Annotated in this window: 15 protein-coding genes and 1 other annotated feature; of the genes, 1 reads left to right on the top strand and 14 read right to left on the bottom strand. The window is 36.3% G+C overall.

Annotation, left to right across the window (positions count from 1 at the left end):
• Positions 1-978 (top strand): HAMP domain-containing sensor histidine kinase (locus tag QZQ55_RS01490; protein WP_295089028.1); only part of this gene is annotated, 978 nt, incomplete at its 5' end.
• 21 nt (positions 979-999) lie between these two features.
• Here QZQ55_RS01490 and ilvB read toward each other — a convergent pair.
• The 14 genes from ilvB to whiA form a co-directional block, all read right to left on the bottom strand.
• Entirely contained in the window at positions 1,000-2,676 is a 1,677-nt protein-coding gene (gene ilvB, locus QZQ55_RS01495; RefSeq protein WP_295089031.1) for a biosynthetic-type acetolactate synthase large subunit, read from the bottom strand.
• 15 nt (positions 2,677-2,691) lie between these two features.
• Complete coding sequence (ilvD, locus tag QZQ55_RS01500; RefSeq protein ID WP_006505169.1) at positions 2,692-4,365, bottom strand: dihydroxy-acid dehydratase; 1,674 nt, start codon at positions 4,363-4,365, stop codon at positions 2,692-2,694.
• A 9-nt stretch (positions 4,366-4,374) separates the two neighbouring features.
• Positions 4,375-5,457, bottom strand: a complete 1,083-nt coding sequence (gene leuB, locus QZQ55_RS01505) for a 3-isopropylmalate dehydrogenase (protein WP_295089033.1) — start codon at positions 5,455-5,457, stop codon at positions 4,375-4,377.
• A 5-nt stretch (positions 5,458-5,462) separates the two neighbouring features.
• Positions 5,463-5,954, bottom strand: coding sequence for a 3-isopropylmalate dehydratase small subunit (gene leuD / locus QZQ55_RS01510; RefSeq protein ID WP_295089036.1), 492 nt, complete (start codon positions 5,952-5,954; stop codon positions 5,463-5,465).
• A complete protein-coding gene (leuC, locus tag QZQ55_RS01515) occupies positions 5,954-7,231 on the bottom strand; it encodes a 3-isopropylmalate dehydratase large subunit (RefSeq protein WP_295089039.1) in 1,278 nt (425 codons plus the stop codon). Before leuC ends, leuD begins: the two co-directional genes overlap by 1 nt.
• Positions 7,232-7,328: 97 nt before the next feature.
• Positions 7,329-8,345 carry a ketol-acid reductoisomerase gene (ilvC, locus tag QZQ55_RS01520; RefSeq protein WP_295089041.1) on the bottom strand — a complete coding sequence of 339 codons (1,017 nt, stop codon included), beginning with the start codon at positions 8,343-8,345 and terminating at the stop codon, positions 7,329-7,331.
• Between the two features lie 6 nt (positions 8,346-8,351).
• Positions 8,352-8,876, bottom strand: coding sequence for an acetolactate synthase small subunit (gene ilvN, locus QZQ55_RS01525; protein WP_295089044.1), 525 nt, complete (start codon positions 8,874-8,876; stop codon positions 8,352-8,354).
• Positions 8,876-10,564: a 2-isopropylmalate synthase gene (gene leuA, locus QZQ55_RS01530; RefSeq protein WP_295089047.1), complete on the bottom strand. Its 1,689-nt coding sequence runs from the start codon at positions 10,562-10,564 to the stop codon at positions 8,876-8,878. The genes ilvN and leuA overlap by 1 nt, the downstream gene beginning before the upstream one ends.
• Before the next feature lie 53 nt (positions 10,565-10,617).
• Positions 10,618-10,871, bottom strand: a binding site (T-box leader).
• Positions 10,872-11,147: 276 nt separating this feature from the next.
• Positions 11,148-12,176, bottom strand: coding sequence for a D-alanine--D-alanine ligase family protein (locus QZQ55_RS01535; RefSeq protein WP_295089050.1), 1,029 nt, complete (start codon positions 12,174-12,176; stop codon positions 11,148-11,150).
• Positions 12,177-13,520 carry a UDP-N-acetylmuramoyl-tripeptide--D-alanyl-D-alanine ligase gene (gene murF / locus QZQ55_RS01540; protein WP_295089053.1) on the bottom strand — a complete coding sequence of 448 codons (1,344 nt, stop codon included), beginning with the start codon at positions 13,518-13,520 and terminating at the stop codon, positions 12,177-12,179.
• Positions 13,521-13,598: 78 nt separating this feature from the next.
• On the bottom strand, positions 13,599-14,825 hold the full coding sequence (locus tag QZQ55_RS01545; RefSeq protein ID WP_295089056.1) for a DUF5050 domain-containing protein: 1,227 nt from the start codon (positions 14,823-14,825) through the stop codon (positions 13,599-13,601).
• On the bottom strand, positions 14,826-15,095 hold the full coding sequence (locus QZQ55_RS01550) for a hypothetical protein (RefSeq protein ID WP_295089059.1): 270 nt from the start codon (positions 15,093-15,095) through the stop codon (positions 14,826-14,828).
• Positions 15,096-15,222: 127 nt separating this feature from the next.
• A complete protein-coding gene (locus tag QZQ55_RS01555; protein ID WP_295089062.1) occupies positions 15,223-15,429 on the bottom strand; it encodes a helix-turn-helix domain-containing protein in 207 nt (68 codons plus the stop codon).
• On the bottom strand, positions 15,429-16,373 hold the full coding sequence (gene whiA, locus QZQ55_RS01560; protein WP_295089064.1) for a DNA-binding protein WhiA: 945 nt from the start codon (positions 16,371-16,373) through the stop codon (positions 15,429-15,431). Before whiA ends, QZQ55_RS01555 begins: the two co-directional genes overlap by 1 nt.
• Positions 16,374-16,387: the final 14 nt, after the last annotated feature.

Raw genomic sequence — 16,387 nt, forward strand, 5'->3', positions numbered from 1 at the left:
ATCTTACAGACTGACTTTGAAACAGATGCGTATAATGCGGTTTATACAAAGATTGTACAGTTTAAGGATCAAATGGCTGAAGTAGAACTGTATGATATGAATTTACTGAAGTATATTAAGTATTATTTCTATGCTGCATTGTTTTGTTCATTTCTGACTTTCCTTCTTCCTACATTCTTCTTTATTCGTTATAAGGTTAAATATATTGAATGTTTAAAACAGGAAATACTGAATATGTCCCATGGTGATTTATCTCATCCTATGACAATTCAAGGACGTGATGAACTTGCAGTACTTGCTGATCAAATGGATAATCTAAGAATAACATTAGAAGAAAACTATGAAAAAGAAAAAGAGATGCAGCAGACACATCATGATCTCATTACTGCAATGTCCCATGACCTAAGAACCCCTTTAACAAGCTTAAGAGGTTATCTGGATATTCTTGCATTACATTGTTTTAAGGATCAGGACCAGATGGATAACTATCTACATAGATGTATTGACAAAGTAGAACAAATCAAAGAATTGTCTAATAAGACATTTGCCTATTCACTTGTGTTTGAACAGAATAGTCATCCTCAATTAGAAAGTATATCTACAGAAGCACTCTTAGGCTATATAGAAGAGAATCTCAACTATCTAGAATTAGAAGGCTTTATCATTCACAAAGACATTAAATATATAAAAAAAGAAGTCCTTTTAGACTTCTCCATGAGCAAAAGAATGATCAATAACCTCTGTTCTAATATTTATAAGTACTCAGATAAAGATGTTGATATGACTCTTACTCTTGATGATTCTTTTGATCTCCTCTTAACCAACAAAAAGAAGAGTGATTTATCTAAAGTAGAAAGTAATAAGATTGGTTTAAAGAGTGTTAAACGTATTGTAGAATTACATAAAGGAACATGTTCTATTGAAGATAGTGAAGAAACATTCTCCATCCGTATTTCTATTCCGCTAAAAGAGGCTTGATTTTATTTCAAGCCTTTTTAATTACTTCTTCATATCTTCTTCATCAAATACTTCCGCAATAGAGCTTCCTGGCGCAACCATTGGGAATACCTTATCATCATCATCAATAATACATTCAATCACTACTGGACCATGATAATCTACTGCTTCCTGTAAAGCAGGCATCACTTCTTCTTTCTTAGTGACACGGATAGCTTTACAGCCTAATCCTTCTGCCACCTTACAGAAGTCTACCTTATCATGAAGTACTGTCGCACTATAGCGTTCACCATAGAATAATGTCTGCCACTGTCTTACCATACCAAGTACATGGTTATTAAGTACTACTTCAATGATTGGGATATTGTAACGTGATGCAGTGGCTAATTCATTGAGGTTCATACGGAAACATCCATCACCTGCAATATTGAATACTAACTGATTAGGGCAGCCATATTTAGCTCCCATTGCAGCACCTAGTCCATAACCCATAGTACCAAGTCCACCAGAACTTAAGAACTGTCTAGGACGTCTATAGTGATAATATTGAGCTGCCCACATCTGGTTCTGACCTACTTCAGTTGTAATAATAGCCTGAGAATCAGTGAAGTTATCAATCTGTTCAATCACATATGGACCAGTTAATCTTGACTGATCATAAGTTAAAGGATAACGATCCTTTAATGTACGTATTTCCTTCATCCATCCAGGATGATTTTGTTGTTTTAAAGTCAAATTAATGGCTTCAATTACATCTTTTGCATCTCCGACAATACCTAGATCAACAGGTATATTCTTATCGATTTCTGCATCATCGACATCAATATGAATAATCTTCGCATTTTTCGCAAATGTATCCACATTACCTGTAATACGATCACTAAAACGTACACCAATCGCAATCAACAAGTCACATTCTGATACACCGATATTACTTGCTTTCGTACCATGCATTCCTAGCATCCCTGCATAACGTGGGTTAGTGCCGTCATACGCCCCTTTACCCATTAACGTATCAGTGACTGGTGCATCGATCTTTTCTACAAATTCTTTTAAAGGTGCACTTGCCTGAGAAGCAATACATCCACCTCCAACAAATACGAATGGCTTTTCTGATGCTTCAATCATTTCTACAGCTTTCTTAATAGAAGATGTAGGGAATGTATAATTACGGCTGCCAATGACATCTGGTACCTTTTTAGTATATTCACAAGAACCTACAGTCGCATTCTTAGTCATATCAACTAATACTGGACCTGGACGTCCTTCTTTCGCAATCTGGAATGCTTTACGAATAGTAGGAGCCAATTCTTCTGGTGATTTACAGATAAAATTATGTTTTGTGATAGGGATAGTCACACCCTTGATATCAATTTCCTGGAAAGCATCTTTACCTAAGGCATTAACACCTACATTGGCAGTTAAAGCAACTAAAGGAATTGAATCCATCATGGCTGTGGCAATACCTGTAACAAGGTTAGTGGCACCTGGTCCACTTGTAGCCATACAGACACCTACTTTTCCTGTAGCACGTGCATAACCATCGGCAGCATGAGACGCACCCTGTTCATGAGATGTAAGAACGTGCTGAATCTTATCCTGATATTTATATAAACTATCATAGACTTCTAGGATGGCACCTCCTGGATAGCCAAAGATAGTATCAACGCCCTGTTCAAGAAGGCTTTCTACTACAATGTCCGATCCTTTCATTCGCATTTTTTGGATCCTCCTTTACTTATCATTTGGCTGTAATACAGCACCTGTATTGGCACTTGTTACCTGTGCCGCATAACGTCTTAAGTAACCTGTAGTGATACGAGGTTCTCTTGGCTGCCATTTAGCACGACGTGCTTCTAATGTTTCATCATCTACGGCAACATTGATCTTATTATTTGGAATATCGATAGAAATCATATCTCCTTCTTCAATTAAAGCAATAGGTCCACCTACTGCTGCTTCAGGAGACACATGTCCAATAGAAGCCCCTCTAGTAGCACCTGAGAAACGACCATCAGTAATTAATGCAACATCTTTATCAAGACCCATACCAGCAATTTCACTTGTAGGAGATAACATTTCTCTCATACCAGGACCACCTTTAGGACCTTCATAACGAATAACAACAACATCACCCTTAACAATCTTACCAGCACGAATTGCCTTGATTGCATCATCTTCACTATCAAATACTCTAGCTGGTCCAGTATGTGTCATCATTTCAGGTGCGACTGCCGCTGCCTTAACGACACAGCTATCAGGTGCAATATTACCCTTTAATACTGCAATACCACCTGTTTTCATATAAGGGTTATCAACAGGACGGATGATTTCTGGATCTAAATTCACACATCCTGAAATATTTTCTTTAATAGTCTTACCAGTACATGTAATACCTGTTGTATCTAAGATACCTAAAGAATCAAGTTCATTCATGACTGCATATACTCCACCTGCATCATCTAGGTCTTCCATAAATGTAGAACCTGCTGGTGCTAAGTGACAAAGGTTTGGTGTATATTTAGAAATTTCATTCGCAATTTCAAGATTTAAATCAACACCTGCTTCATGTGCGATAGCTGGTAAATGAAGCATTGAGTTTGTAGAACATCCTAAAGCCATGTCTACTGTCATTGCATTCTTGAATGCAGCTGGGGTCATGATATCTCTTGGCTTGATGTTCTTTTCTACTAGTTCCATAATTTTCATACCAGCATGTTTCGCAAGTCTAATACGTGCTGAATAAACAGCTGGAATAGTTCCATTACCACGAAGACCCATACCGAGTGCTTCAGTTAAACAGTTCATAGAGTTTGCAGTATACATACCTGAACACGAACCACAAGTTGGACATGCTTTTTCTTCAAACTCTTCTAGATGTGCAGCATCTAAAGTACCCGCATTATATTGACCAACTGCTTCAAATAGTGAAGAAAGACAAGTCTTCTTACCATTTAATTTCTTACCTGCAAGCATTGGACCACCTGATACAAAGATAGTTGGAATATTTAAACGAGCGGCTGCCATTAATAAGCCTGGTACGTTCTTATCACAGTTAGGAATCATGACAAGACCATCAAACTGATGGGCTGTTGCAAGACATTCTGTGCTATCTGCGATTAATTCTCTAGTAACAAGTGAATATTTCATACCTGTATGGTTCATCGCAATACCATCACATACTGCAATCGCAGGTACTTCAACTGGTACACCACCAGCTAAATAAACACCTTTCTTAACTGCTTCACTGATCTTATCTAGATTCATATGACCAGGAACAATTTCATTATATGAACAAACTACCCCGATTAGAGGTCTTTCTAATTCTTCTTCTGTCATGCCTAAGGCATTGAAGAGTGAACGATGAGGTGCACGTTCTACTCCCTTTTTTACATTATCACTTCTCATATTACCCTCCTAAAGTCTTTCTACCACAGCATCACCCATCTGTGATGTAGATACTTTTGTCATTCCTTCTTTATAAATATCAACTGTACGGATATTATCCGCAAGAACCTTTTCTACTGCTTTTTCAATACATGCTGCTTCTTCATCCATGTCAAATGAATAACGTAGCATCATAGCGACACTTAAGATAGTAGCAAGTGGATTCGCAATATTCTGTCCTGCAATATCTGGTGCACTGCCATGGCTTGGTTCATACATGCCTAGATGATCTTCACGAAGTGAAGCACTTGATAACATACCAATAGAACCTGTGACCATAGATGCTTCATCACTTAAGATATCCCCAAACATATTCTCAGTGAGGACAACATCAAACTGTGCTGGATCTTTAACTAACTGCATGGCACAGTTATCTACAAGCATATGTTCTACTTTTACTTCTGGGAAATCCTGAGCCACTTCATTCACAATCTTACGCCATAAGCGTGATGTATCTAAGACATTGGCTTTATCAACACTTGTAAGCTTCTTACCACGTTTCATCGCAATTTCGAATCCTCTTTGTGCGATACGTCTAATTTCATGTTCTGAATAAACAAGATTATCATGAGCTACTAATTCGCCGTTGATTTCTTTTGTATTTCTTTCACCAAAATATAAACCACCAGTCAGTTCTCTTACGATAATCATATCAAAACCTGCTGCAGAAGTACTTTCCTTTAAAGGACATGCACCTGCAAGTTCTTTATATAAATAAGCAGGTCTAAGATTTGCGAATAATCCTAATTCTTTTCTAATCTTTAATAATCCTGCTTCTGGTCTTAATGTAGGGTCTAATTTATACCATGGAGATGTATTTGTATCTCCCCCAATAGAACCTAATAATACAGCATCACTGTTTTTTGCGACTTCTAATGCAACATCTGTTAATGGAACTCCATAAGCGTCAATAGAACAGCCTCCCATGAGGATATTCTTGTAATTGAATGTATGATTATATTTCTTAGCAATGACATCAAGAACCTTGATTGCTTCATTCACAATTTCAGGACCAATACCATCACCTTTAATAACTGCAATATTCTTTTCCATATCCTCTATCCTTTCTTATTATTGACATAGTTCACAAGACCACCATGTTCAATGATCTTCTGCATGAATGGCGGGAAAGGCTGACCTTGATATTCTGTATTTTTAGTCAGGTTATAAATCTTACCTGTTTCATAATCTACTTTTACTTCATCGCCATCATCAATACCATCTACAGCTTCTGGACATTCAAGAATCGCAAAACCGATATTAATAGAGTTACGATAGAAGATACGTGCAAAGCTTTTCGCAATAACACAAGAGACACCTGCTGTCTTTAATGCAAGAGGGGCATGTTCTCTTGATGAACCACAGCCAAAGTTCTTTTTTGCGACAATAATGTCACCTGGCTGAACTCTTTCTACAAATGTAGGATCGAGGTCCACCATAGCATGAGTCGCTAATTCTTTGGCATCAAATGAATTAAGATATCTTGCTGGAATAATAACGTCTGTATCAACATTATCACCATATTTAAATACTCTACCTTTAGCTTCCATTAGTTATTACCTCCGAATTTTTCTGGATTTGCGATATAACCTGCAATCGCACTTGCAGCTGCTGTTTCAGGAGATGCAAGATAAATTAATGATTCTACATCACCCATACGTCCGACAAAGTTTCTATTTGTTGTAGAAACACACTTTTCACCTTTCGCAAGAACACCCATATGACCACCCATACATGGACCACAGCTTGGTGTATTGACAGCACATCCTGCTTCTACAAATGTTTCTAGAATACCTTCTAGGATACACTGTAAGTAAATCTTCTGAGTAGCTGGTACAACCATTACTCTCACATTATCAGCCACTTTCTTACCTTTAAGAATAGCGGCAGCTTTTCTTAAGTCTTCCATACGACCATTTGTACATGATCCAATAACAACCTGATCAATATAGATCTTATCCATTGCTTCAATTTCATCCACTGTCTTCGCATTACCTGGAAGATGAGGGAAAGCAACAGTTGGTCTAATGGCAGATAAGTCTACATCTACCACTTCTTCATATTCTGCGTCTTTGTCTGCTTCATAGATCTTATAGTCACGTTTAGCATGTTTATCTAAGTATTCAATAGTGGCTTCATCAACAGGGAAGATACCATTCTTAGCTCCTGCTTCAATAGCCATATTACAAATAGTGAAACGATCTGCCATAGATAATTCTTTGACACCCTCACCAGTAAATTCCATTGATTTATATAAAGCGCCATCTACACCAATACGTCCAATAATATGTAAAATAACATCCTTACCAGATACATATTTTGGTAGTTTACCATGAAGATTAAATTTAATGGCTGAAGGTACTTTGAACCATAATTGTCCAGTCGCCATACCTGTCGCAATATCAGTTGTTCCTACACCTGTAGAGAAAGCACCAATAGCCCCATAAGTACAAGTATGTGAGTCTGCACCAATGACAGCATCTCCTGCCACAACAATGCCGCTTTCAGGTAAGATAGCATGTTCTACACCACATTTACCCTGTTCCATATGATGTGTTAGTCCCTGCTCACGAGAGAATTCTCTGATTGCTTTAGAGTTCTCTGCAGATTTAATATCTTTATTAGGTGTAAAGTGATCTGGTACTAAGACAACCTTATCTTTATCAAAGACCTTATCAGCCATTTTCTTAAAGATTGGTAAAGCCATAGGTCCTGTAATATCATTTGCCATTACAATATCTACATTTGCTTCAATTAATTCACCTGCATGAACTTCTTTTACTCCCGCATGATCAGCTAAGATCTTCTGCGTCATTGTCATTCCCATTATATATAATCCTCCTCAAGTTATTTTTGAATGTTGTAACGAGAAAGTACGAATGTACTTCCTCGTTACAACACACAAAGTGTGTGTTGCTTAGTGATTAGTTATTTAAAAGCTTATCTTCATCAGACCAAGAATATAATGAACGGATATCAGCACCTACTTTTTCACATTCATGTTCATTGTGTAACTGTCTCATCGCTTTGAAGTGAGCCTGTCCACCTGCTGCTGACATTTCAAGTAAGAATTCTTTAGCGAATGAACCATCCTGGATATCAGCTAATACTTTCTTCATTGCTTTCTTAGTATCTTCAGTAATTAATTTAGGACCAGTGATATAGTCACCATATTCTGCAGTATTAGAAATAGATTTTCTCATACCTTCGAAACCTGACTGGTAGATTAAGTCTACGATTAACTTCATTTCATGGATACATTCAAAGTATGCATTCTTTGGATCATAACCAGCTTCTACTAATACTTCGAAACCAGTCTGCATTAACTGACATACACCACCACAAAGAACTGCCTGTTCACCAAATAAGTCTGTTTCTGTTTCAGTTCTGAATGTAGTATCTAATAGACCAGCTCTTGCACCACCGATTGCAGCACCATAAGCTAATGCATAATCATGAGCCTTACCAGTGTAATCCTGTTCAACTGCTACTAGACAAGGAGTACCTTTACCTACCTGGTATTCTGAACGTACTGTATGACCTGGAGCCTTTGGAGCAATCATAGTTACATCAACGTTCTTTGGTGGAACGATCTGATTGAAATGAATATTGAAACCATGAGCGAACATTAACATATCGCCTTCGTTTAAGTTTGGTTCGATAGCTTCTTTATAAAGTTTTGCCTGTAATTCATCAGGAATTAATACCATGATGATGTCTGCCCAAGCAGCTGCATCAGCAGATGACATAACTTTAAGTCCCTGCTCTTCTGCTTTCTTCCAAGACTTAGAACCTTCATATAGACCAACAACAACGTCTACTCCAGATTCCTTAAGGTTTAATGCATGTGCATGTCCCTGAGAACCATAACCGATGATAGCAACCTTTCTACCATCCAATAAAGATAAATCACAGTCTGTGTTGTAATAGATTTTAGCCATATTTCGTTACCCCCTATTATTCTTAGCTTTCATCTTTTCTATATCAAAATCATCTAGTCCTCTTCCGATGCCAGCAATACCAGTACGGACGATTTCGGTGATATTGAACGTTTCTAACATTGTGAGAATACCATTGATCTTACTTTCATCACCTGTTACTTCCACAACGAGTGAATTTGGCGCAACATCTACAATCTGCGCTCTAAATATATTAACAATTGACACAATATCAGGTCTTTGTGAGTGGTCTGCTTCTACCTTAATAAGCACCAATTCACGATAGACTGAATGGTCATCATCTAACGGAAATATTTCAATTACATCTTCCAGCTTTCTTAACTGCTTTTTAATCTGTGCAAGAGTGGCTGGTTCTCCTCTTGCAGATACAGTCATACGTGAGACTGTTGGATCATTTGTTTCCCCAACAGTCAATGAATCAATGTTGTAGCCTCTTCTAGAAAATAATCCAGCGACACGACTTAGTACGCCGGCTGTATTATCAACTAGAATAGACAGGACAAGTCTTTCCATTAAGCGGCCTCCCTCATATCTTTATGTATTCTATTCATAGCGGAAATAATCGCTTTAATAGTGGCAGTTGTAATATTTGGATGAACACCTACACCCCATTCAATAATAGATGTACCTTTGGCTCTAAGCTGTACATAAGCAGCTGCTTTAGCACTTGAACCAGATGTTAATGCATGTTCTGAGTAATCTAATAAGTGAATATAATGGTATCCATTATCATTGAAGGCATTCTTAACTGCATCAATTGGACCATTACCATAACCAACAATTGTACGCTCTTCACCATGATCACGAATTGTTAGTTCTACTTTTCTTTCATATTCGTTTTCTGTATCTTCTGAGATATCTGTTAGTTTCTGATATACGAACTGGAAGGGTTCTTCATTTTCAATATATTCATTTCTGAAAGTATCATAGATTCTTTCTGGTGATACTTCACCTTCTGCTTCAGAGATGTTCTGTACAATCTTTGCGAAGTCACTCTGTAATGCTTTAGGTAGATGATAACCAAAGACTGTATCCATAACGAAGGCCACGCCACCTTTACCTGACTGAGAGTTAATACGAACAATTGGTTCATATTGTCTATTTAAGTCAGCTGGATCAATTGGAAGGTAAGGTACTTCCCATTGTTTCTGCTGTCTTTCATGATATTTATGAATACCTTTATTAATCGCATCCTGATGGCTTCCAGAGAAAGCAGTAAATACGAGCTGACCTGCATATGGTGAACGAGGATTGACTTCCATCTTTGTACATTCTTCATAAACATGCTTGATATCATTCATCTGTGAGAAGTCAAGTTCTGGATTGACACCATGTGTATACATATTCAATGCAACAGTGACAATATCGACATTACCTGTTCTTTCACCATTTCCAAATAGTGTACCTTCTACTCGATCTGCCCCAGCCATTAATGCAAGTTCTGTAGCGGCTACGCCACATCCTCTATCATTATGTGGATGAACAGAAAGAATCACTCTTTCACGATCCTTTAGGTTTCTACATACATATTCAACCTGGTCTGCAAAAACATTTGGTGTATCCATTTCTACAGTAGAAGGAAGGTTGACAATCACTTTATTATCCTTAGAAGCTCCCCATACATCTAAGACTGCATCCACTACTTCTACCGCATAATCCATTTCTGTACCAGTGAAACTTTCAGGTGAATATTCAAGAATGACTTGACCTTTGAAATTATCACATAACTTCTTTACAAGAGCACAGCCATCTGTCGCAATCTTCTTGATTTCATCTTTATTTTTGTTGAAGACAACATCTCTTTGAAGAATACTTGTAGAGTTATAAATATGCACAATAGCACGATCTAATCCATCAAGGGCTTCAAATGTTCTTTTAATCAAATGTTCACGGCACTGAGTTAATACCTGAACAGTGACATCATCAGGAATGAGGTTTTCTTCAACCAATAGTCTTAGAAAATCATATTCAATCTGTGAAGCAGATGGGAAACCTACTTCAATTTCCTTGAATCCAAGTTCTACTAATAGCTTGAACATTCTGACCTTTTCCTGAATACTCATTGGTGTTACTAGTGCCTGATTACCATCACGTAAATCTACTGAACACCAGATAGGTGCTTTTTCAATTGTCTTATCTGGCCATGTACGGTCTTTCAAGCTCACCGTTTCAAATCTCTTGTACTTTTGGTAATTCATCATAATTGTTTATTCTCCTTTCCAACCTATAAAAAAAGCCCTCGCCCTTACTATCGTAAGAGGACGAGAGAATAATTCTTCGTGGTTCCACCTCAATTTATTGATATCTCACAATATCAACCTTATCGAGTACGCTTTATATATAAAGTTCATACTCTAGCGAGATAACGGTCGCAAGTGCCGTAGCAGCCTACTTAATTCAGTGCTCCACTCAAGGATGAGTTCAAAGATGATCAAACAGTTCTTTACACCAGCCAGAACCTCTCTGCGCTTTCATCATTCCTCTACTAGTTCCTATCAAAGTCGTTTTCTTTTGGGTTGTTGTGTTTATAATATACTTCTCACATAAACATGTCAACAAACTTTTTGATTTTTTTCCTTATTTTCCTAATTATATTAATTATTTATCGGATATTCAGTTTTATAAGCGGTTTCTTGTGATAACTTATATAAATTTTGATGTAATATTCAATGTTTTTTTCATTGTTTTTAATTACAGACATTTTTATACTTACTTCGCAAATTATTTTTTATATTTATAATTATTTATTACTTGGAGCTATAAAAAAAGATGTCTTTCGACATCTTATCTCTGTAATGCAAGTTTGATTAATTCATCAATAAGAGCTGGTGTATCTAGTCCTGCATCCTTCATTAGCTGAGGATACATAGAGATATTTGTAAAGCCAGGCATTGTATTGATTTCATTCAAATATACGTTTCCTGTATCGTTATCATAGAAGAAATCACATCTAGCTAGACCTGTTCCATCCACTGCCTTGAATGCTTTCACTGCAGCCTGTCTGATATAATCCTGGATAGACTGATCTACTCTTGCAGGAATGCATGTTGCACTCTGTTCATCTTCATATTTAGATTCATATGTATAGAATTCACCATGAGGTAAAATCTGTCCTACACGTGATGCACTAATATCATCATTACCAATAACAGCACATTCTAATTCTGTTGCGTTAATAGCCTTTTCTACTACAACATGACGATCATAAGTTGCTGCTTCATGAAGTCTTGGTAATAATTCAGTAAGGCTATTTACTTTATAACATCCTACACTTGAACCAGAACGACTTGCTTTCACAAAGCAAGGGAATCCTAAATGTGTATAGATTTCCATTTCTACGTTAAAGCTTTCTCTTCCTTCATCATCTACTACAACTAATTTATCATCATATCTCTTCTTAACATATAAAGAAGGTACCTGAGGAATATTAGCCTGATCAAATAATTTCTTTGCATAGATCTTATCCATTGCAGTGCATGATGCCATCACACGGCATCCCACATAAGGAACCTGAGCCATTTCTAATAAGCCCTGGATAGTTCCATCTTCACCAAACTGACCATGTAATACAGGGAAGACAACATCAAAAGATTTTAAGAAAGTGAAATGATCAGTGATCTTTGTTGCACCTTCTAGCCAGCTATCACTAGAAAAATCAGTAGATACTAGATCATACCATTCTCCTTCTTTAGTAATACCTGCAATCTTGATATCATACTTACTCTTATCTGCATTTTTATAGATATTCACACATGACATACGGCTGACAGCATGTTCTGTAGACTGTCCACCACATACTAATAATAACTTCATTTAATTATTCTCCTTTAAATCATTAATGACTTCCTTAAGATGCATACCATTAGAAGCCTTCACTAGAACAACATCATTTTCTTCTAGACATTCTTGCAAATAAGCACTTAATGATGCATTATCATCAAAATGATATGCAATACCTGGTTTAGCCTTATTGACCTCGTCTGAAATATAACGCGCAGCAGGGCCTACAGTCAAGATTAAATCAATATTCTTTTTAAGTAGATGAGCACCTACAGCACGATGAAGTGTTTCTTCATAGTCTCCAAGTTCTAACATATCCCCTAATACGGCAATCTTACGATCTGCATAGCCTGATAATACATCAATACTTGATTTCATAGAATCAAGGTTTGCATTATAAGTGCCATCAATAACACGGATATGACGGTCCAGTGTTAAGATATCATTTCTATTTTTAGTAAGTTCAAATGTTTCAATACCTCTGATACATTTTTCCATTGGGATATCTAATAATAAGCCAATCTGAATCGCAATTAATGCATTAAAGATAAAATGAACACCTGGTACATAAACTCTTACAGCATAGTCCTGACCATTGACCTTCACTCTAAATGATGACATATCTTCATTAAGAATAATATCAGTTGCCTTGAGATCAGCGTCACTTTCAATACCAATAGTCTTTAATGAAATCCCTTCGGGATGAACTGTTGATAAAAGATCATTGTCGTTATTGACTACTAAAGTACCATGATTCATACCATGTACAATTTCCATCTTAGCCTGTAAGATATTTTCTCTTGAGCCAAGTTCACCAATATGTGCTGTACCAATATTAGTAATAGCCGCAATATCAGGTAAAGCAATCTTCGTTAAGTAATCTATTTCTTCTAGATGGTTCATACCCATTTCAATAACCATGACTTCTTCACCATTATAACGAAGAATAGTGAGTGGAAGACCGATATTATTGTTGAAGTTTCCTTGTGTTTTTAATGTAGTATATTGCTGTGAAATAACACTTGCAATCATATCCTTAGTACTTGTTTTTCCTGCTGAACCAGTAATGCCTATAACCTTCGCATTGGAATGTACACGTACATAACGTGCTAAATCACCCAATGCCTTCATTGTATCTTCTACTAGAATCACATTATGTGAATCATCTTCAATTGGACGATTTGTAAGAGTTGCTGCTGCACCTTTATCAAATGCCTGTGGAATATAGTCATGTCCATCTTTAATACCTACTAGAGGGATATATAGGTTGCCTGGCTGAATCACACGTGTATCCTGTGTAAAGCCATTAACCTGGTCATCTAAGTGACCATTTAAGAGTTTTCCGTTTGTTGCCTCAATAATTTCGCGTATAAACATATAATCATCTCCATTTTTCACCCACCCATTATAACATAAATCCTGCGCACAAAAAAAGGCACTGAAGTAAATCAGTACCTAATTCTCAAATATCACTGCATACTTTGTATTAGAAGTATTCACTACTTTCCAATCCTGATTATCTTTCACAAATAGATGATCATTCACAATCTGCATACCACTGATACGATGTGACTGGAATTGGTATACTGCAGTTGGTTCTTTTTTATTAAAATCAAGACGATACATCTTTGCATCACTGCCTACATAATAGATTGCTTCATCACTCATCACAAACATAGAATAACCAATATTATTCAAAATAATCTGAGATTCTTTTGTTTGGACATTCACTCTACCGATTGCCATTTTAGGTGTAGTGAAATAAAGATAACCATCTCTATAGACTGAACCATAAACCTGTTCATTATATATAGTATCTGTGGCTTTAGTAGTCATATTATAAGAAATAATAGAACTCTTACCAGTCAGATAAATGATATCTCCATTAAAGTTCATATTGTAGATATGTTCATCTAAAAGTTTAGTAGACGTTTTACTAGAAATATCATAAACATATAAGTTTTCATTATCACTATCATTCTGATAATAGAGCTTACCATCATGATAAGTCATATAGAATGCTGAAACATCCTGTAGTGTTTCATGCTTGCCTGTATTTGTATCAAGAACAGAGATATGATGATCACGATCAGTATAATAAAGCTTCTCACCTACTAGATTTAAATAAGTGGCATACTTGATATCATATGTCTTTACAACATTCATATTCTTATCTAATTTCACTAACTTATTGTTGGTATTAGACATATAGATGTAATGGTCATCTGCTGCTACCATGCCATCATTTGATAAGTTAGAAGATTGTTCAATTACTGTTGTTTTCTTAAGCTTTACAATAGAATTAATCTGTTCTGAAACACTTGTATTACTATCAGAAAACTTAATACTCTTAGAATGTTGAAGATAATATTGTGCTCCTGTAGTGGCAAGTATAAGAACTAATACTGAAATCAGAACGATTTTCCAATTTACTTTATGTGATACCTTTTCTGGTTCATATGTTTTTTCTTCTTCGTGATAGATATCCTCTGTTGGCGTAAATGAACCCTGTGGACGACGTGTTGTTCCTCCTACAAGTGGTCTTCCACAAAAAGCACAAAATTTCGCACCCGGAATATTCTGATGTCCACAATGTGGACATTTGTCATCAAGTGGTATACCACAGTGAGGACAGAAATGAGACCCTTCTGGGACTTCTTTATGACATCTTGGACAGATCATTTAATTGTCATCTCCTGTCTTTTCTTCATCTACAACCTTATATTCTACATCAATGATATCAGGATTATCATTACGTGTACTTGACTGAGATTGAGATGAATATTGTGATTGTGCTTCTTCATACTGCTTTCTGATTTTCTTGAGTTTAAAATATTTCCAGATTTCATATACAACAAACATGATCAATAAGAAAGGCCATGCATATACAATAATGTTTAAGAAAACAGATAGAATTAAAAATATAATTATAAAATAGATTAGTGCATCCATATAGTTTCTCCTTTAAGTGTAGTCATTATATGTCTCTATTGTAAACAAATGATGAACTTACAAAAATTATACCAATTTCAAACAAAAAATAGAAGATGCCTTAGACATCTTCTAAAATTTCACATGATTAGTAATCAAAAAGCTCTTTAAGAGTAACACCTAAACCCTTCGCAAACTGATCAATGGCTTTAAGACTCACATTTCTAGTGCCTCTTTCTACATCAGATATATAATTCTTAGAAAGATGACATCTAAAGCCTAGTTCTTCTTGAGAAATGCCCTGCTGCATTCTTAATTCTTTGATACGCATTCCAAATCTTTCTGTGACAGTCATTATTCTTCCTCCATCTGACGAAGACGTGCTGCTTCATCCTTTATCTTCTTAAAACGATGGTGAAGACCTGATTTGGAAATAGTCTGTCCTGTTTTATCAAAATAAACATCTGCAAGTTCGTTAAGTGTAAGTTCCGGGTTTTCTAAACGGATCTGAGCAACTTCAGCTGTTTTAGAGTCTAGAATCTCTATGCCTGCTTTATCAATCACATAAGCAATATCTTCAATCTGTTTGGCACTGGCTGTCATCGCCTTCATTTCATTCGCAATATCGCAATTATTCCATCTGTTTACAGTATTGGCCATAGAGCGGTCAATACGTGTTGTTTCAAACTCCATAACAGAAGTAGAAGCACCTATAGCACGTAGGAAGTCTCCTATTCTTTCTGCAGATTTCATATAGATGACATAACGATTACGTCTCTTGATTACATGTGCATTTAAGCCATAGCTATTCAACATAGTTTCAATATATTGTGCAAGAGGTTCATCCTGTACACTCATCTCTAAATGATAATTAGAAGTATCTGGGTTATTGACTGATCCACTTGCAAGAAATATACCTGCAAGATAAGCTCTTCTTGTACGATCATCATATAGAATCTCATCAGAAGGTAACATCGTAAATCCTAGCCCCTCTAATAAATGAAGATCTTCTAGTATTTCTCTTGCCTTAGAAACCTTAAGAAGATAAACATTATTCTTCTTAAGTTTCATCATCTTTTTTACTTTAAATTCAATTGAAGGTGCATATAGTTCTTTAAGAAGCTTATGCATCTTTGACGCTATTTTTGCGTTTTCTGTACGGATCAAGAGAGAGAGTCCCTGTCCTAACATCAGTGTTCCATTGGTTTTTAATAACGCACAAAGAATCGCTTTTGAACAGTCGTGGTCAAACTCATTAAACACGATCTCTTCCTTTACTTTTCTTGAAAACGACAACATTTCTTTTCACATCC

Source organism: uncultured Catenibacterium sp. (genome assembly GCF_900540665.1).
Lineage (GTDB): Bacteria > Bacillota_I > Bacilli_A > Erysipelotrichales > Coprobacillaceae > Catenibacterium.